11 protein-coding genes are annotated in these 17,367 nt (G+C 71.5%); 3 read left to right on the top strand and 8 right to left on the bottom strand.

The genetic code is table 11. From position 1 onward, the window contains the following. Nucleotide 1: 1 nt before the first annotated feature. Nucleotides 2-181 (bottom strand): DUF6104 family protein, encoded by a 180-nt coding sequence (locus ABZ659_RS08060; RefSeq protein ID WP_003992906.1) that lies wholly within the window; start codon nt 179-181, stop codon nt 2-4. A gap of 329 nt (nt 182-510) precedes the next feature. Here ABZ659_RS08060 and fxsT point away from each other — a divergent pair, with 329 nt between their 5' ends. Next, nucleotides 511-4,179 (top strand): FxSxx-COOH system tetratricopeptide repeat protein, encoded by a 3,669-nt coding sequence (fxsT, locus tag ABZ659_RS08055; protein WP_360214721.1) that lies wholly within the window; start codon nt 511-513, stop codon nt 4,177-4,179. 64 nt (nt 4,180-4,243) lie between these two features. Here fxsT and ABZ659_RS08050 read toward each other — a convergent pair whose 3' ends face one another. The 5 genes from ABZ659_RS08050 to ABZ659_RS08030 all read right to left on the bottom strand — a co-directional run bounded on the left by ABZ659_RS08050 (nt 4,244) and on the right by ABZ659_RS08030 (nt 11,884). Then, nucleotides 4,244-8,071, bottom strand: a complete 3,828-nt coding sequence (locus ABZ659_RS08050) for a multifunctional oxoglutarate decarboxylase/oxoglutarate dehydrogenase thiamine pyrophosphate-binding subunit/dihydrolipoyllysine-residue succinyltransferase subunit (RefSeq protein ID WP_360214719.1) — start codon at nt 8,069-8,071, stop codon at nt 4,244-4,246. A 291-nt stretch (nt 8,072-8,362) separates the two neighbouring features. After that, nucleotides 8,363-9,472 carry an ATP-binding protein gene (locus ABZ659_RS08045; protein ID WP_360214717.1) on the bottom strand — a complete coding sequence of 370 codons (1,110 nt, stop codon included), beginning with the start codon at nt 9,470-9,472 and terminating at the stop codon, nt 8,363-8,365. Further along, nucleotides 9,469-10,209 carry a response regulator transcription factor gene (locus tag ABZ659_RS08040; RefSeq protein ID WP_210923949.1) on the bottom strand — a complete coding sequence of 247 codons (741 nt, stop codon included), beginning with the start codon at nt 10,207-10,209 and terminating at the stop codon, nt 9,469-9,471. Before ABZ659_RS08040 ends, ABZ659_RS08045 begins: the two co-directional genes overlap by 4 nt. Before the next feature lie 113 nt (nt 10,210-10,322). After that, nucleotides 10,323-11,000: a spermidine synthase gene (locus ABZ659_RS08035; RefSeq protein WP_360214715.1), complete on the bottom strand. Its 678-nt coding sequence runs from the start codon at nt 10,998-11,000 to the stop codon at nt 10,323-10,325. A gap of 41 nt (nt 11,001-11,041) precedes the next feature. Further along, nucleotides 11,042-11,884, bottom strand: coding sequence for a GNAT family N-acetyltransferase (locus ABZ659_RS08030; protein ID WP_360214713.1), 843 nt, complete (start codon nt 11,882-11,884; stop codon nt 11,042-11,044). 177 nt (nt 11,885-12,061) lie between these two features. Between ABZ659_RS08030 and lon the strand changes: the two genes are divergently transcribed. Then, entirely contained in the window at nt 12,062-14,485 is a 2,424-nt protein-coding gene (gene lon, locus ABZ659_RS08025) for an endopeptidase La (RefSeq protein ID WP_360214711.1), read from the top strand. A gap of 72 nt (nt 14,486-14,557) precedes the next feature. On the opposite strand, the gene ABZ659_RS08020 is transcribed toward lon, so the two are convergent. Next, entirely contained in the window at nt 14,558-15,385 is an 828-nt protein-coding gene (locus ABZ659_RS08020) for a lysozyme (RefSeq protein ID WP_360214709.1), read from the bottom strand. 247 nt (nt 15,386-15,632) lie between these two features. Between ABZ659_RS08020 and ABZ659_RS08015 the strand changes: the two genes are divergently transcribed. Next, nucleotides 15,633-16,124, top strand: a complete 492-nt coding sequence (locus ABZ659_RS08015; RefSeq protein ID WP_360214707.1) for a MarR family transcriptional regulator — start codon at nt 15,633-15,635, stop codon at nt 16,122-16,124. Between the two features lie 81 nt (nt 16,125-16,205). On the opposite strand, the gene ABZ659_RS08010 is transcribed toward ABZ659_RS08015, so the two are convergent. Next, a complete protein-coding gene (locus tag ABZ659_RS08010; protein WP_360214705.1) occupies nt 16,206-16,994 on the bottom strand; it encodes a protein phosphatase 2C domain-containing protein in 789 nt (262 codons plus the stop codon). Between the last annotated feature and the right edge of the window lie 373 nt (nt 16,995-17,367).

Below are 17,367 nucleotides of genomic sequence, written 5' to 3'. Positions count from 1 at the left end.
GCTACTCGTCGTCCTCGTCGTCCAGCCGCGCCAGCCAGGTCGCCAGCCGCTCCACCGGCACCTCGAAGTCAGGGTTGAGATCGACGAACGTACGCAACTGCTCGGCGAGCCACTCGAAGGTGACCTCTTCCTCGCCGCGCCGCTTCTCCAGTTCCTCGATGCCTCGGTCGGTGAAGTACAACGTGCTCTCCGTCGGGATGGTGACAGCCGGGGCTGCCGGAACGCGATACCCCCAGGATAGGCACCCCACCCGCCAGCCCCCGCCCGGTGTCAGGCCCCGCCCGCCCCGTCCTCCAGGAACCACGAGACGACGGCCCGGACCGCTCCCGACACGGCCGCGCCCAGCAGCGTGAGCGCCGCCTTGAGAGTGTGCTTGCGATGCATGGTCGCCCCCTGGGGTGATCGGTGTCTCGATTGCCCAACTCTCGGTTCGTCAGGAGGCGTTGCGCCAAGCTCTACATGTTGCGGATGCTGTGGGACACGGCTGCGGCACGACGGGGGAGAGCACGCGTGGACGAACGACCCGGCAGGGACGAGACCGACGGGACCGGCGCGCCGGACGAGGTCGTCGCCGCGGAGCTGGTCCCCTACGAGGACGGCGTCCAGGCCGTCGCCGTCGGGATCGGCCTGGCGCCCCTCACCGAGAACCTGGTGGCCGAGCGGCGCCAGCTCGCCCTGGAACTGCGTCGGTGCTTCGTGGAACTGCGGATCTCGGTGCGCGGGTACGCCGCCAAGCGCCGCTACAGCCCGAGCAGCGTCAGCCGCTACCTCAGCGGTGAGACGGTCGCCCCCGACCACTTCGTCACCGCGCTGGTCGACGACCTCGGCGGCAGACTCGGCCGCCGGATGTCCCCGGCGGCCCAGCGCCGCCTGACCGCCCTGCAACGCGCGGCACTGAAGGCGACCAACACGCGCGCGTGGCAGATCCAGGACCTGGAGGACAAGCTCGCCGCGGCCCTCCAGGAAGCGGACGTGGCGCGGACCCAGGCCGACGCGGTGGCCGTGGCCCTGCACGCGGAACGCGAACGCGCCGCCGGTCTGGAGGCCGAGCGGCAGGAACTCGCCCAAGCCGTCGCGGCGCACGGCGCCACCGAGGTCCAGGTGGAGGTGTTGCGCGCGGAGCAACACCGGGTGGGCGACGAGCGCGACGCGCTGCGCCAGCGGGTCGCCGACCTGGAAACGGCGCTGGAGGCGGCCGAGCGGCGTGTTGCGCGGGCCGAGCAACGCTGCGTGGAACTGGAACAGGAACTGCTCGCCGCGGACGAGGCCGCCGACGCCGAGGAGCGGCGCGAGGAGCAGCAGGCACAGGAGGCGCGGGAGCGGCAGGAACGGGAGTTGGAGCTCCTGCGCGCGGAGGTGGCGCGGCTGCGGGCGGAGGAGGAACGGCGGCACGCGGAGGTGGCGCGTGCGGCGGACATGGACGAGTCGGATATCGCGGTGGTGTACGCCCCGGATGACGACGACACGGACGTCGCGGCGGCGATCAGGCAGCGGCTGCTGGAACGCGGCCTGAGCGTCACCCGGCAGGTGTGGAACCCGCAGTCCAACGTCCCGCTGACCGCACGACTGCGGCTCCTGCGGACCTCGGCGGCCCGCGTGATCCTCGTACTGAGCGCGTCCTTCTTCCGGCTGAGTCCTCACACGAACGAGGAGTGGCGGGCAGCGCTCAGTCAGCTCACCTCACTCGGCGACACCCGCTTCGTCACCGTCCATGTCGGCGTCGGACCGCTGCCTCGCGTAGCCGTCGGGCTCACCCCGGTGGACGGGCGTGACGTCACCGTCGACGCACTCGAACGGGAACTGCTGTCCCGGCTCGGTCTTCCGACCGGTGGCCGAGGTACCCCGAGAGCTGAAGTCCCGGGCGGCGCGCCGCGACGCAACGCACTCTTCGTGGGGCGCGCGTCCGCCCTGTTCGAGGTCCGTGCGGGCCTGCTGGAGCGGGGCCTGGTCACCGTGTGCGGGATGCCCGGCGTGGGCAAGACGCAGCTTGTCACCGAGTACCTGCACCGTTTCCGTGCCGAGTACGACGAGGTGTGGTGGGTGCCCGCCGCATGGTGGACCGAGTTCCAGCAGAGGCTGGTCGGGGAAGGCGGGCGCTGGCTGGTGATCCTGGACGGGGCGGACGAACCGGTGAGTGTCCGGGGCTTCCACGCCGCTGGCCGTCATGTCCTCATCACCTCCCGTGATTCCTGGTGGGGCATCGACGGCGGCGCACTCGTCCGGCTGCCGGTGTTCGAGCGGCAGGAGTCGGTCGACTTCCTGATGAGCGGTGTCCTCGGGCTGTCGAAGACGGACGCCGAACAGCTCGCGGAGGCGATGGGGCACCTGCCGCTGGCGCTGGACGAGTCGGCTCGCTGGCTCACGGACACCGGCCTCCCCGTGGCGCGGTACCTGACGCTCCTGGACAACACCGACGGGGGTACGGCCGGTGTCTCCCTCGACGACTCGGCTCCGGTAGCGAGGGCCTACGAGGACCTGTTCCACCGGATACCCGGATCCCTGCCGTTGCTGGGCATCCTCGCGGTCTCCTCGGCGGACCCGCTCCCGCTGTGGCTGGTGAGAAAGGTGCTGGACGACTCCGAGCAGCACGACAAGGCACTGGAGCAGTTGGAGCGGTACGGCCTCGCCTCCGTGCAGCCCGATACGGCGGAGGGCGGGCAGGGCGAGACCGGGGGAGGAAACCTGTGGATCCCCCCGGTGGTCCGGCGTCTGGCCCTCGCACGCCTGTCTCCCCAGGACAAGCGCGCCGCCGCGGCGGTCGTCCGGCAGGCCGTGCTGGCGAGTCACCCCGGCCCGCCCTCGGACCTGGCCCGCTGGCGCCGGTACGCCGAGACCGTCCCGCACCTGGCCGGTGCCCGCGTCCCGAACAGCACCAAGCCCGAGGCACGGCGCCTGGTGCTCGACTCTCTGACGTACCTGCGGATGTCGGGTCGGTACGGCGACGGCGTCCGGCTGGCGAAAGCCGCCGTGCCCGCGGCGCGACACTGGCCCGCCCCTGACGCACGGGAGCTGTCACTGAGGTACGCGGCCCTGCTCCGCGCGGTGGGCGATCACCGGCAGGCCGAGGGCCTCGACAGGGAGGCCGTCGAAGAGCTGGGAACGGAGACGAGCGAGGCCGCGTTCGCCGCGGTCTGCGGCCTCGCCGCTGATCTGCGGGGCCTCGGCCGGTACCAGGAGGCGCTGGGAATCGCCCGCGGGGCGGCCACCCGTGCGGAGCGACGCTTCGGCCAGGAGTCCGAGGTGGCCGTCGACGCGCCGAGCGGCCTCGCCCTCTCGCTGCGGCTGGCCGGTCAGTACCACGACGCCAAGGACGTCGACCGGCGCGCCCTCACCCTCTGCCGTGCGACGCTCGGAGCCCGGCATCCCGTGACGCTCCATCAGGCCACCTCGTACGCCGTCGACCTGCGCATGGTGGGTGAGTACGCGGCGGCGCGGGCGGTCCTGCAGACGAACGTGCCGGACCTGGTGGCCGTGTTGGGAGCTGACCACCCGCACACCCTGCGCGCGCAACGCCAGTTCGCGCTGTGCGAGTACCGCGACCAGGGCCGGAGAACCAAGGACTCGCCCTTCACCGCGCTGCTGCACCGCTGCGAGGACGTCCTGGGCGGCGACCACCCCGAGATGCTGGCCGTGGCCATGGACCTCAACTGCCACGACCGTGCGAAGGGCTACGTCCACACCACGGTCAGCCAGGCCCTCGTGCAGGCGTACCAGGGCGTCTTCGGTGGGGACCATCCCTTCACGGCCGGTGCCCTCGGCAACCTCAGCCTGGCGCTGAGCGCCACCGGTGAGAAGACGGAGGCACACCACCTCGGCGCCGACGCGTTCGAGCGGATGGCCGCGACGGTGGGCGGTCACCACCCCTGGACGCTCGGGTGCGCCCTCAACCTCTCGGCCGTGCGCGGCCTCGACGGCGATCCGGAAGGCGCGGCGGAGCTGAGCTGGAACACAGCCGCGAGGGCCCGCAAGACGCTGGGTCGCTCCCACCCCCTGACCCTCTCCGCGCAGATCGCCTTGGCCGCCGACTGGCGTGCGCTGCGCAAAGAGGGGGAGGCGGAGGCGCTGGAGGGGCAGGCTCTTTCCCGGCTCGTCGCCAGCCTGGGCGCCGAGCATCCTCGTACCCTCGCGGCCCGCAGCCGCACCCGCCCCCTCTGGGACTTCGAGCCGCAGCCGAGCTGAGGCATACGCGAAGGGGGCCCCGCCAGGCGGGGCCCCCTCGTCGTGCGTGCCGTGCGTCAGCGGGTCACGCCTCGAACACCTCGCGCACCAGCTGCTCCTGCTCCGCCTGGTGCCGCTTCGCCGAGCCCACCGCCGGGGACGACGAGTGCGGGCGGGAGATGCGGCGGAGGCGTTCGCCGTGGGGGACGTCGGCGCCGACCGCGAGGTCCAGGTGGTCGATCAGGTTGAGGGCGATGAAGGGCCAGGCGCCCTGGTTCGCCGGTTCCTCCTGGGCCCACAGGTACTTCTCGGCGTTCGGGTACTTGGCGATCTCCGCCTGGAGCTCCGCACCCGGGAGGGGGTACAGGCGCTCGATGCGGATGACGGCCGTGTCCGTGACGCCGCGCTTGACGCGCTCGGTCTCCAGGTCGTAGTAGACCTTGCCGGAGGTGAAGACGACCTTGCGCACCGCCGCCGGGTCCACCGACGCGTCGCCGATGACCGGGCGGAACTGGCCCGTGGTGAACTCCTCCGCCTTCGACGCCGCGGCCTTCAGACGCAGCATCGACTTCGGGGTGAAGACGACCAGCGGCTTGTGGTGCGGGTTGTGCACCTGCCAGCGCAGCAGGTGGAAGTAGTTCGCCGGGGAGGTCGGCGCGGCGACCGTCATGTTGTTCTGGGCGCAGAGCTGGAGGAACCGCTCGATGCGGGCCGAGGAGTGGTCCGGGCCCTGGCCCTCGTAGCCGTGCGGGAGGAGGAGCACGACGCCGGACGTCTGGCCCCACTTCTGCTCGGCGGAGGAGATGAACTCGTCCACCACCGTCTGCGCGCCGTTGACGAAGTCGCCGAACTGCGCCTCCCACATCACCAGCGCGTCGGGGCGGGCCAGCGAGTAGCCGTACTCGAAGCCCATCACCGCGTACTCGGAGAGCAGGGAGTTGTAGACGTTGTAGCGGGCCTGGTCCTCCGACAGGTACAGGAGCGGGGTGTGCTCCTCGCCCGTCTCGCGGTCGATGATGACCGCGTGCCGCTGGCCGAAGGTGCCGCGCTGGGAGTCCTGGCCGGACAGCCGGACCGGGACGCCCTCCAGGAGGAGGGAGCCGACCGCGAGGGTCTCGCCCATGCCCCAGTCGATCGTGCCGTCCTCCACCATCGCCGCCCGGCGCTGGAGCTGCGGCAGCAGCCGCGGGTGGACGGTGATGTGGTCGGGGATGTTGACCTGCGACTCGGCGATCCGCTTGACGATCTCCGAGGACACCGAGGTGTTCACGGCGACCGGGAACTCGGCCTGCGTGTCGGGGGTCTGCACCGCGGCGGGCTGCGAGGTGGCCTCGCGGACCTCGGTGAAGACCTTCTCCAGCTGGCCCTGGTAGTCCTGGAGCGCCTGCTCGGCCTCCTCCAGCGTGATGTCGCCCCGGCCGATCAGCGACTCGGTGTACAGCTTGCGCACCGAGCGCTTCTTGTCGATCAGGTCGTACATCAGGGGCTGGGTGAAGGCCGGGTTGTCGGACTCGTTGTGACCGCGGCGGCGGTAGCAGATGAGGTCGATCACCACGTCCTTGTTGAACGCCTGGCGGAACTCGAAGGCCAGCCGCGCGACGCGGACCACGGCCTCCGGGTCGTCGCCGTTCACGTGGAAGATCGGGGCCTCGATCATGCGGGCCACGTCCGTGGCGTACATGGAGGAACGCGAGGACTCCGGCGCGGCCGTGAAGCCGACCTGGTTGTTGATGACGACGTGGACCGTGCCGCCGGTGCGGTAGCCGCGCAGCTGCGACATGTTCAGCGTCTCGGCCACCACGCCCTGGCCCGCGAAGGCCGCGTCGCCGTGGATCGCCACCGGCAGCACGGTGAAGTCCGTACCGCCCTTGTTGATGATGTCCTGCTTGGCGCGGCTGACGCCCTCCAGGACCGGGTCGACGGCCTCCAGGTGGGACGGGTTCGCGACCAGGCTGACCGCGATCTGCTCGCCGTCCAGGCCGGTGAAGGTGCCCTCGGCGCCCAGGTGGTACTTCACGTCGCCGGAGCCGTGCATCGACTTCGGGTCGAGGTTGCCCTCGAACTCGCGGAAGATCTGCGCGTACGACTTGCCGACGATGTTGGCGAGGACGTTGAGGCGGCCCCGGTGGGCCATGCCGATGACGACCTCGTCGAGGCGGGACTCCGCCGCCGAGTCGAGGACGGCGTCAAGCAGCGGGATGACGGACTCGCCGCCCTCCAGGGAGAAGCGCTTCTGGCCGACGTACTTCGTCTGGAGGAACGTCTCGAACGCCTCCGCCGCGTTCAGACGGCGGAGGATGCGCAGCTGCTCCTCGCGCTCCGGCTTGGCGTGCGGGCGCTCCACGCGGTCCTGGATCCACTTGCGCTGCTTGGGGTCCTGGATGTGCATGAACTCGATGCCGGTGGTGCGGCAGTACGAGTCGCGCAGCACGCCGAGGATGTCGCGCAGCTTCATCATCGACTTGCCCGCGAAGCCGCCGACGGCGAACTCGCGCTCCAGGTCCCACAGGGTGAGCCCGTGCTCGGTGATGTCCAGGTCGGGGTGCTTGCGCTGCTGGTACTCCAGCGGGTCGGTGTCGGCCATGACGTGGCCGCGGACCCGGTAGGAGTGGATCAGCTCGAAGACCCGGGCGGCCTTGGTGACGTCGTCGTCGTGGGAGGCGTCGATGTCCTTGAGCCAGCGCACCGGCTCGTAGGGGATGCGCAGCGCCTCGAAGATGTCGTCGTAGAAGCCGTTCTCGCCGAGGAGGAGGTTGGCGACCTGGCGGAGGAACTCGCCCGACGCCGCGCCCTGGATCACCCGGTGGTCGTAGGTCGACGTGAGCGTCATGACCTTGGAGATGCCGAGCTTGTTCAGGGTGTCCTGGCTGGTGCCCTGGAACTCCGCCGGGTAGTCCATGGCGCCGACGCCCATGATCACCGACTGGCCGGGCATCAGGCGCGGCACCGAGTGGACGGTGCCGAGGCCGCCGGGGTTGGTCAGGGAGACCGTGACGCCGGTGAAGTCGGCCATCGTCAGCTTGTTGTCGCGGGCGCGACGGACGATGTCCTCGTAGGCCTGCCAGAACTCGAAGAAGTTCAGCGTCTCGGCCTTCTTGATCGCCGCGACGACGAGCTGGCGGTCGCCGTTGGGCTTGACCAGGTCGATGGCGAGACCGAGGTTGACGTGCTCCGGCTTGACCAGGGTGGGCTTGCCGTCCTTGGTCTGGAAGGACCAGTTCATCGCCGGCATGGCCTTGATGGCCTGCACCATCGCGTACCCGATGAGGTGCGTGAAGGAGATCTTCCCGCCGCGGGCGCGCTTGAGGTGGTTGTTGATGACGATGCGGTTGTCGAACAGCAGCTTCACCGGGACGGCGCGCACGGACGTGGCCGTGGGCATCTCCAGCGAGGCGTCCATGTTCTTCGCCACGGCGGCGGAGGGGCCGCGCAGGGTCACCAGCTCGGGGCCCTCGGGGGCCTCGGTGGCGGGCTCGGCCTTCTTCGGCGCGGCGGCGGCCGGGGCCGGGGCGGCGACGGCGGGCTTGGAGGCCGGGGCGGCGGGAGCGGCCGGGGCAGGCGCGGGCTGCGCCTGGACCGCGGGCTGCGCCTGCGCCTGAGGCCGCGCCTGGGCCTGCGCCTGGGTCGGCGCCTGAGCCGGAGCGGCGGCGGGGGCGGCCGGAGCGGGACGCGTGGTGTCCGGGCCCCCCGTGGTCGCCGGACCCGCCGGAGCCGGGGCGGCGGGCGCTCCCGGCTTGTAGTCGGCGAAGAAGTCCCACCAGGCACGGTCTACCGAATTCGGGTCCTGGAGGTACTGCTGATAGATCTCGTCGACGAGCCACTCGTTCGGACCGAACGCGGCAGCGGGATTCTTGCCCGCTTGGTCTGCGTCGGTCGAGATGCTCGATGCGTTACTGGGGGACTGTGGCGACACGGCGGCAACCGCCCTCTTCCGCTTCACAAGGTGATGGACAGCGGGAATAAAGGCTACGCCCCCATGACCGAGAAGGTCAGGCCCGGCCGGTTCATCGTCGTGTAAGTCACATCCAACCCCGTGTTTCGGTGCCGATAATGGCGGGAAACAAGCGGGGTTTCGGTTTCGAAGGCGTAGAACGGGTACGACGACTCCGGCCCGGCGCGCTGGGTGACGCTGGCCTCTGCCTGATCACACGTGTCCGTCAGCGTCGACGTCCGTGGATCATGTGGCTCCGCTTCGAACTTTACGTCAACTCCGGACGGACGGCAGTCCCGGAAGGGTGACGAGAATCCGGCAGCCCCGCTCGGATTCGGCCACCCGGATCCGGCCGCCGTGCAGATCCACCGCCCAGCGGGCGATCGCCAGGCCCAGTCCGGTGCCGCCGTCGCCGCCCGGACCGTGCGGCCGGTTCGCCGCTCCCCGGTTGAACCGCTCGAACACCCGGTGCCACTCCGAGCGCGGGATGCCGGGCCCCTCGTCCAGGACCTCCAGCTCCAGCGAGCCCGGCCGGTCCCCGCCCCGCGCCTTCACCGTCACCCGGCCGTGTGGCGGGCTGTGCTTGACGGCGTTGTCGATCAGGTTGGCGACGACCTGGTGGATCCGCTCCGGGTCGGCGTGCGCGCTCAGCTCCGGCGGGAAGACGTCGAGGCGCAGATGGACGTCCGTACGGGTGTGGCTGCCGGAGTCGGAGGCGATGCCCGCGCGCGCGGACGCGACCATGTTGGCCTCCTTCAGCACGCCCGAGAGGTACGGCCACACCTCGAACCGGCGCTGCCGCAGCGGGACGACGCCGTCGTCCAGGCGGGACAGGTCGAGCAGCGTCTCCACCAGGCGGCCGAGCCGCTCGGTCTGCTTCAGCGCCGTGCGCATGGTCTCGGGGTCGGCCTCGGCGATGCCGTCGACGACGTTCTCCAGGACCGCCCGCAGCCCCGCGATGGGGGTGCGCAGCTCGTGCGAGACGTTCGCCACCAGCTCCTTGCGCTGGCGGTCCTGCGCCTCCAGCTCGTCGGCCATCCGGTTGATGGTGACGGCGAGGTCGCCCAGCTCGTCCCAGCGGTTCTCCCGCACCCGGCGGGTGTAGTCGCCGTGTGAGATGGACCGGGCCACGGCGTTCATCTCGTCCAGGGGCGCGATGAGCGACTGCGCCACGAACTGGGTCACCAGCAGGGTGGCGATCATGGAGAAGACCATGATGAAGCGCACCTCCGTCTGGAAGCGCACCGCGTTCACCGAGAGACCGGTGGTGATCAGCACCGCGATGACGACCAGGACGCCCAGCTTGGTCCTGATCGAGAACGGCCGCACACGGACCCAGGGCGGACCCCCGGGCCCCCGTCGACCGGCCGGACCCTCGCTCATGGCGTCGGCGTCTCCAGGGCGTACCCGACGCCGTGCACCGTGCGGATCCGCTCGGCGCCGATCTTCCGGCGCAGTGCCTTGATGTGGCTGTCGACGGTCCGGGTGCCGGAGGCGTCCGCCCAGTCCCATACCTCGGCCAGCAGCTGCTCACGCGAGAGCACCGCGCGCGGGGTGTTCGCCAGGCAGACCAGCAGGTCGAACTCGGTGGGGGTGAGGTGGACGTCCTCGCTGCGCACCCGGACCCTGCGCTGCGCGTGGTCGATCTCCAGCTCGCCGAGGCGCAGGATCCCGCTGCGCGGCGTCGAGGCGGCGATCGCGGCCCGCTCCACGCGGCGCAGCAGCACGTGCACGCGCGCCGCCAGCTCCCGCATGGAGAACGGCTTGGTCATGTAGTCGTCGGCGCCGACGCCGAGCCCGACCAGCATGTCGGTCTCGTCGTCGCGGGCGGTGAGCATCAGCACCGGCACCGGACGGGCGGCCTGCACCCGGCGGCAGACCTCCAGGCCGTCGAAGCCGGGCAGCATGATGTCGAGGATCAGCAGGTCGGGCTGCCAGGCCTCGGCCGTGTCGACGGCGGCCGGCCCGTCACCGGCGGTCTGTACGAGAAATCCCTCGGCGCGCAGACGGGCCGCGATGGCGTCGACGATCGTCGCGTCGTCCTCGACCACCAGGACCCGGCGCTGGGCGCCCGGGGTGGTCGCCGCCGTGCCGTTGTGGGAGGTGTGTGTCTGCTCCATCGCCCGCCCCTGAAGTGTGCTTTCCGGAATCCGTGGGGTGATCCCATGACTGCGCTTGACGCTTGAATGATCCGCGTCAGGCAAGCAGGGTACGGGGAGTCACCATGGCTCGGCTATCCAGGTCGGACGCCGAGATGAATGACGTCCGGAACGCCCCGGGCAACGGGGATCTCTTCGGTACGCACGTGCTGGAATCCGGCATTCCGCAAGGTTCCTTCAAATTCCGGTGAGGGTTTGGCCGACCATACGGCCAGTACGCCACCGGGCCTCAACACCCGTGTGCAGGCGGTCAGTCCGGCGGGTGAGTAGAGGCTGTCGTTGGCTTCCGTGACGGTCCAGTCGGGGCCGTTGTCGATGTCGAGGCAGAGGGCGTCGAAAGTGGTGGACGTCTCATGGACGTAACCGATCAGGTCCGCCCGCACGATGTGCGCGCGCGGGTCGGCGAGCGCCTCGCGCGAGAGGGCGGACAGCGGCCCGTCGACGTGCCAGTCGATGACGGCCGGTTCGCGCTCGACCACCGTGATCCGGCCCCAGCGCGGGTTGCCGGTGGCATGTGCGAGTGAGAATCCGACGCCGAGTCCGCCGATGAGGACATGGGGTGCGGGGCGTCCGTCCAGCGCGTCGAGGGCGGCGTCGACCAGCAGTCTCTCCGAGCGGCCGTCGGAGGTGTCCATCAGGAAGCAGCCGTTGGCGATGATCTGGAGCAACTCGCCGTGCCGGCGCAGCACCACCTCGCCGTAAGGGCCCTCGCGCCGGTCCAGGACTTCGGGGATGTCGTATGCGGTGGCCATGGGGCCATCCTGACACCGGCGTTCACCGGGTGCGGGGGGAATTACCGGTGGGCGGTGGGCGTACGGCGTCCCGGTGCGGTGTCCCAGGCGCCGCCGCCGGTGAACTTCGCGGAGGTCAGCGGGGCCTCCGTCCGCCAGCCCAGGTGCTCGTACAGCGCCCGCCCCGCCGGGGTCCCCGCGAGGACCAGCGTCCCGACGCCCTGCTCGGCGGCCCTGCCGTGCAGCACGCTCATCACGTGACTGCCGAGCCCCTTGCGCCGGTGTGCGGGTGCCGTCTCTATCTGGTCCACGACACCGGTCACGCCGCCGTCGGCGAACTGCCCGCGTGCCCCGGTCGCGCCGCCGTCGGTCAGCTGGCCGTGGCCCGTGGTCATGCCGCTGTGGGTGTGCTGCCCGCGTGCCCCGGTCACGCCGCCGTCGGCGAACTGCCCGCGTGCCCCGGTCGCGCCGCCGACCGCGAGCTGCCCGCGTGCCGCCAGGGAGCCGTCCGGCGCGGCGAGCAGGACGCGCGTGACGCCCGCGCGGGTCCACACGCGCAGTCGGAAGCCCTCGGGGACGGCCGGTGCGGCGGGGGTGCCCTCCGGTACGCGGCAGGTCATCAGGTAGCCCGGTTCGGGGTCGATCCACCAGCCCGGGCCCAGCCAGCCGCCCACGCGCGCGGGGTCGTCGAAGACCTTCAGCCAGACCCCGGCGCCGGTCACGGCGTCGGCCACCTCCCGGACGGTGGCCTCCTCGACGGCGTCGCCGGTGGCGGCGAGGACATGGCGGCTGACGTGCTCGGCCTGGCCCATGTCGATAGTCCAGCCCCACGGCTCCACCCGCGGCGGGGCGGCCCCGCGCGAGACGACCCAGCCGTCGACCCAGGTTCCGACGAGGCTGTCCATGAGACCCTCCGTAATACTCCAAAGCCACTTTCACCTATTACCTCGCGACCGTATGCGCATCCCTCGTCGCCCGCCAGGGGTGATCGCCCACAGCGAACGCCCGGAAAGTCGGGGAACATTCAAGGACCCCCGAGCATTGAGTCGGCATAGCTCAACTTGACTGCCGAAGGGGAGATCATGCCTGCTGAGTCCGCAGCGTTCACACCGCTCACCCTGCCCGTGCTGCCGCTCGACGACGAGGTCGTGCTGCCCGGGATGGTGGTCCCGCTGGACCTGAGCGACTCCGAGGTGCGGGCCGCGGTGGAGGCCGCGCAGGCCGCCGCCCGGACGGAGCCCGGAAAGCCCAGGGTGCTGCTGGTGCCACGCGTCGACGGGACCTACGCGCGCATCGGCGTGCTCGGCACCGTGGAGCAGGTCGGCCGCCTGGCCGACGGTGACCCCGGCGCCCTGATCCGCGGTCGCGGCCGCGTGCGCATCGGGGCCGGGACCACCGGACCCGGCGCGGCGCTGTGGGTCGAGGGCACCCGGATCGACGACGAGACGCCCGAACCGCTGCCCGGCCAGGTCGCCGACCTGGTCAAGGAGTACAAGGCGCTCGCCACCGCCTGGCTGAAGAAGCGCGGCGCCTGGCAGGTCGTGGACCGCGTCCAGGCGATCGACGGCGTCTCCGCGCTCGCCGACAACTCCGGTTACTCGCCGTTCCTGACCACCGAGCAGAAGGTGGAGCTGCTGGAGACCACCGACCCGGTGGCCCGCCTCCGCCTCGCCACCCAGCAACTCCGCGACCACCTCGCCGAGCAGGACGTGGCCGAGACCATCGCGAAGGACGTCCAGGAGGGCGTCGACAAGCAGCAGCGGGAGTTCCTGCTCCGCCGCCAGCTGGAGGCCGTACGCAAGGAACTGCGCGAGCTGAACGGCGAGCAGGACGGCGAGGAGTCGGACGACTACCGCGCCCGCGTGGAGGCCGCCGACCTGCCCGAGAAGGTCCGCGAGGCCGCGCTCAAGGAGGTCGACAAGCTGGAGCGCTCCTCCGACCAGTCCCCGGAGGGCGGCTGGATCCGCACCTGGCTGGACACGGTCCTGGAGATGCCGTGGAACGAACGGACCCAGGACGAGTACGACATCCAGGGCGCCCGGCGCGTGCTCGACGCCGAGCACTCCGGACTCGACGACGTGAAGGACCGGATCACCGAGTACCTGGCGGTGCGCAAGCGGCGCGCCGACCGGGGCCTGGGGATCGTCGGCGGGCGGCGCGGGGGTGCCGTGCTCGCGCTCGTCGGGCCGCCCGGCGTCGGCAAGACCAGCCTGGGGGAGTCCGTGGCACACGCCATGGGCCGCAAGTTCGTCCGGGTCGCCCTCGGCGGCGTCCGCGACGAGGCCGAGATCCGCGGCCACCGCCGTACGTACGTCGGCGCGCTGCCCGGCCGGATCGTGCGGGCCGTCAAGGAGGCCGGGTCGATGAACCCGGTGGTGCTGCTCGACGAGATCGACAAGGTCGGCTCCGACTTCCGCGGGGACCCGGCCGCGGCGCTCCTCGAAGTCCTGGACCCGGCGCAGAACCACACCTTCCGCGACCACTACCTGGAGGTCGAACTCGACCTCTCCGACGTGGTCTTCCTCGCCACCGCCAACGTCCTGGAGGCCATCCCGGAGGCGCTGCTCGACCGGATGGAGCTGGTCCGGCTCGACGGCTACACCGAGGACGAGAAGGTCGTCATCGCCCGCGACCACCTGCTGCCCCGGCAGCTGGAGCGCGCCGGGCTCGACAAGGACGAGGTGACCCTCGACGAGGGCGCGCTGCGCAAGCTGGCGGGCGAGTACACGCGCGAGGCGGGCGTGCGCACCCTGGAGCGGTCCATCGCGCGGCTGCTGCGCAAGGTCGCGGCCCAGCACGAACTGGGCGAGCGGAAGCTGCCGTTCACCGTCACCCCCGACGACCTGCGGGGCCTGATCGGACGGCCGCACCACGTGCCCGAGTCCGCGCAGGACCCGGCGGAGCGGCGCACGGCGGTACCGGGCGTGGCCACCGGCCTCGCGGTGACCGGCGCGGGCGGTGACGTGCTGTTCGTGGAGGCGTCCCTGGCCGACCCGGAGACGGGCGCGGCGGGACTGACCCTGACCGGCCAGCTCGGTGACGTGATGAAGGAGTCGGCGCAGATCGCGCTGAGCTTCCTGCGCTCGCACGGCGCCGAACTGGAGCTGCCGGTCGCCGACCTGAGGGACCGGGGCGTGCACATCCACTTCCCGGCGGGCGCGGTGCCGAAGGACGGCCCGAGCGCGGGCGTCACCATGACGACCGCCCTCGCCTCGCTGCTCTCCGGACGGCTGGTCCGCACGGACGTGGCGATGACCGGGGAGGTCTCGCTGACCGGGCGGGTGCTGCCGATCGGCGGGGTGAAGCAGAAGCTGCTCGCCGCCCACCGCGCCGGGGTGACCACCGTCGTCATCCCCAAGCGCAACGAACCCGACCTGGACGACGTCCCGGCGGAGGTGCTGGACAAGCTCGACGTGCACGCCGTCACCGACGTCCGCCAGGTCCTGGAACTGGCGCTGACGCCCGCCACCAGCGGGGCGGCGCCCAGGATTCCGGCCGCGGCGTGACCGAGGCGGCCGGATGAGGCGAAGGCCCGGGTTCTCGTGAGGGAGGCCCGGGCCTTCACCGACCGCGGAAGGTCAGCCGAGGGCGAGTGCCTGGACGCGGTCCAGGGCGCCGTTGAAGCGGTTGTGGTCGCCGACCGTCGGGCCCGTCGACGTGTACTGCCACATCGTGTAGTACGACCAGCCCGCGGGCAGCGTGCCGACAGTGGAGGAGTACCGGGCGATCCACAGCGGGTTGTAGGCCGCGAAGCCGCCGTAGTTGCCGGTGCACTGGGTCCACCAGCTGGTGGCGGTGTAGATGACGGCGTCCCGGCCGGTGCGGGCCTTGTAGGTGTTCAGGAAGTCGCGGATCCAGGAGACCATCCCGCTCTGGGTCTTGCCGTAGCAGGTGGCGCCGTACGGGTTCCACTCGATGTCGAGGGCGCCGGGCAGGGTCTTGCCGTCGCGGGACCAGCCGCCGCCGTGGTCGACGAAGTAGTTGGCCTGGGTGGCGCCGCTGGTGGTGTCCGGAGTGGCGAAGTGGTAGGCGCCGCGGATCATGCCGACGTTGTAGGAGCCGTTGTACTGCTGGGCGAAGTAGGGGTTCGTGTAGTACGTCCCCTCGGTCGCCTTGGCGTAGGCCCAGCGGACGCCGCTGTTCCACAGGGTCGTCCAGGCGACGTTGCCCTGGTGGCTGCTGACGTCGACGCCCTCGGTCTGGGTGGCGTCGCCGGGGGTGGGGGTGCCGTGCTGGCCGTCGTGGGGGATCACGCCCATGCCCATGTGGGCGGAGCCGCGGGGCGGGACGTCCGCGGCGCCGGCCGGGGTGGCGGGAGTACCGAGCGTGACGGCGAGGGCGGCGAGCAGGATCCCGGCGAGCGTGAGGCGGCGGGACCGGGTGGTTCCGGGTCTGCGCACGAGCATGGCGTGCCTCTCTGGACTCGGTGGTGCTCGGTGGGGGGGAACGGGGCGGGCCGTGGGGGGTGGGAGGTGCGCTGTGGCGTGCTCATGCCATTTCCGTTCCTCGTTGACGCTACGCACGTAGAAGACACGGAAGGAAGGCTTCCGAAAGCTGCCGTTGGTCTAAGCCTGCGAAATACTGACCGAACTGCGGCGATGGCCGCCCGTGGCGGAAACTTTCAGGAACGGGAAACCGGGCAGGGGTGCTGACGTGCACGAGGACGGAAACGGCGAGGGACACCGGGGAGTACCCGGTGCGTCGGCGGCTGGCGCGGACCAGGCGTTCCTGGCGCTGGAGCGCGAGTTGACGGTGTTCCTGCGCCGGGCCCGCGCCAGCCAGGGCGAGATGGCCCGCGCGGTCCATCCGGAACTGGAGTCCGCCGCGTACGGACTGCTCGTCCGGCTCGACGAGTGCGGACGCCAGCGCGCCACCGAACTCGCCGCCTACATCGGCGTCGGCAAGGCCACCATGTCCCGGCAGCTGCGCGCCCTGGAGGGCCTCGGCCTGGTCGCCAGGGAGCCCGACCCGGCGGATGGCCGCGCCTGGCTCGTCCACCTCACCGAGGAGGGCCGCACCCGCGTCCAGCACGTCCGCGAGGCCCGCCGCGCCCGCTACGTCGACAAACTCGCCGACTGGGACCGCACCGAGGTCGCCGAACTGGCCCGCCTCCTCCACCAGCTCAACCGCGGCATGGAGAAGTGACCGGAGCCCTCCCAGCTCGGAGAGGCGACCGAGGCCCACGCGACTCCGAGAAGTGACCGAGGGCGGGCTCGCGGGCCCCGCTCACAACTCCGCGTACACCACCGTCGCGTCGTCGTGCGTCTTGCCGCGCCCCAGCCACGCCCGCCGCTCCCGGTCGGCGCCCTCCAGGGCCCGCACCCGCTCCACCAGCGCCCCCGCGCCCTCCTTGCGGACGACGTCCAGGCACCGTGCCCAGTCGCCCTCGCCGAACTTCTCCACCCAGCGGGCCGCCCCGTCCGTCAGCGCGGTCAGGGAGCGCACGCCCGCGCGCGGCAGCGTGCCGGTGACCGCGCGGGACGCCACCGACGCGTCCGCGGCGGCCGTGTAGAAGCCGCCCTCCTTGTTGCGGAACCTCGCGTCGACCACCGCGTCCGAGGCCCGCTCGGCGCGCGGGATGAGCGACAGCCGGTCGTCCAGGTACGGCGTCACCGTGCCGTCGGCCGACTCCACCAGCAGCGCCGAGTCGGCCAGCAGCAGGTACTCGACCGTGTCCGGCGTCCAGCGGGCCAGGGTCACCGTCGCCTGCGGTGTGCGCGGGTGAGAAAGGTCACAGGTTTGGGCATGGGCCCCGGCGGTACGTGTGATCGCCCGGGACAGCGCGTCGGACAGGGGAACATCCGGGAGTGAAACGGTCAGTTCGGTCAGCGCACCGCCGAGCCGCGCGGTGTACCAGGGGACGGAATGCAGACAGCCCGTCCCGCCCGCCGGCGGCGTCACCCCGTCGAGCACGACGAGTGAACCGCCCTGCCCGGACGCGGGTAGTCCGACGGCGGCGAAGTCCTCGTTGGGGCGGTCCGGGTCACCGGGCTCCGAGACAAGTTCCGTTCGCATCCGGTCAGTCTGCACCAGCCCTTCACAACGTCCGCAAAAGACCGGCAAGCCGCCGTGATCCAGCACGCCCTCGCAGGTCAGCTGCCGGTTTTGGGCGGGAATGGCGCACTCCGGCAACGCGTGGCGGCGAATACTGCCAAAGCCCGCCGCCGACGTCCAACCGGCCCGCCGTACCGGGCCCTCGGACGCGCCGCGGTGACTTGCCCACCAACTCCCCCACGGTATTCACTCCTTCGGGTGGCGGGTCAGGTGATGCGCGACCACCGCCCACCGCCACTGGGAGGGTTCGTCACCGGTGGGGGTCCTCCCGCCCGACCGCGGTCAGCAGCCGGGGGAGGCACGCGCACAGTTGACGGCGCCTCACCCGGGCCCA

Origin of the sequence: Streptomyces sp. NPDC006997 (genome assembly GCF_040635175.1) — a bacterium.
Taxonomy (GTDB): domain Bacteria; phylum Actinomycetota; class Actinomycetes; order Streptomycetales; family Streptomycetaceae; genus Streptomyces.
This window is presented reverse-complemented; position numbering and strand designations above follow the sequence as displayed.

What these genes read in the sequence shown, in the direction of transcription:
- ABZ659_RS08045 (WP_360214717.1), bottom strand. Translation starts at nt 9,472, where the DNA reads ATGAGCGAGGGTCCGGCCGGTCGACGGGGGCCCGGGGGTCCGCCCTGG.
- ABZ659_RS08040 (WP_210923949.1), bottom strand. Translation starts at nt 10,209, where the DNA reads ATGGAGCAGACACACACCTCCCACAACGGCACGGCGGCGACCACCCCG.
- ABZ659_RS08035 (WP_360214715.1), bottom strand. Translation starts at nt 11,000, where the DNA reads ATGGCCACCGCATACGACATCCCCGAAGTCCTGGACCGGCGCGAGGGC.
- ABZ659_RS08030 (WP_360214713.1), bottom strand. Translation starts at nt 11,884, where the DNA reads ATGGACAGCCTCGTCGGAACCTGGGTCGACGGCTGGGTCGTCTCGCGC.
- lon (WP_360214711.1), top strand. Translation starts at nt 12,062, where the DNA reads ATGCCTGCTGAGTCCGCAGCGTTCACACCGCTCACCCTGCCCGTGCTG.
- ABZ659_RS08020 (WP_360214709.1), bottom strand. Translation starts at nt 15,385, where the DNA reads ATGCTCGTGCGCAGACCCGGAACCACCCGGTCCCGCCGCCTCACGCTC.
- ABZ659_RS08010 (WP_360214705.1), bottom strand. Translation starts at nt 16,994, where the DNA reads ATGCGAACGGAACTTGTCTCGGAGCCCGGTGACCCGGACCGCCCCAAC.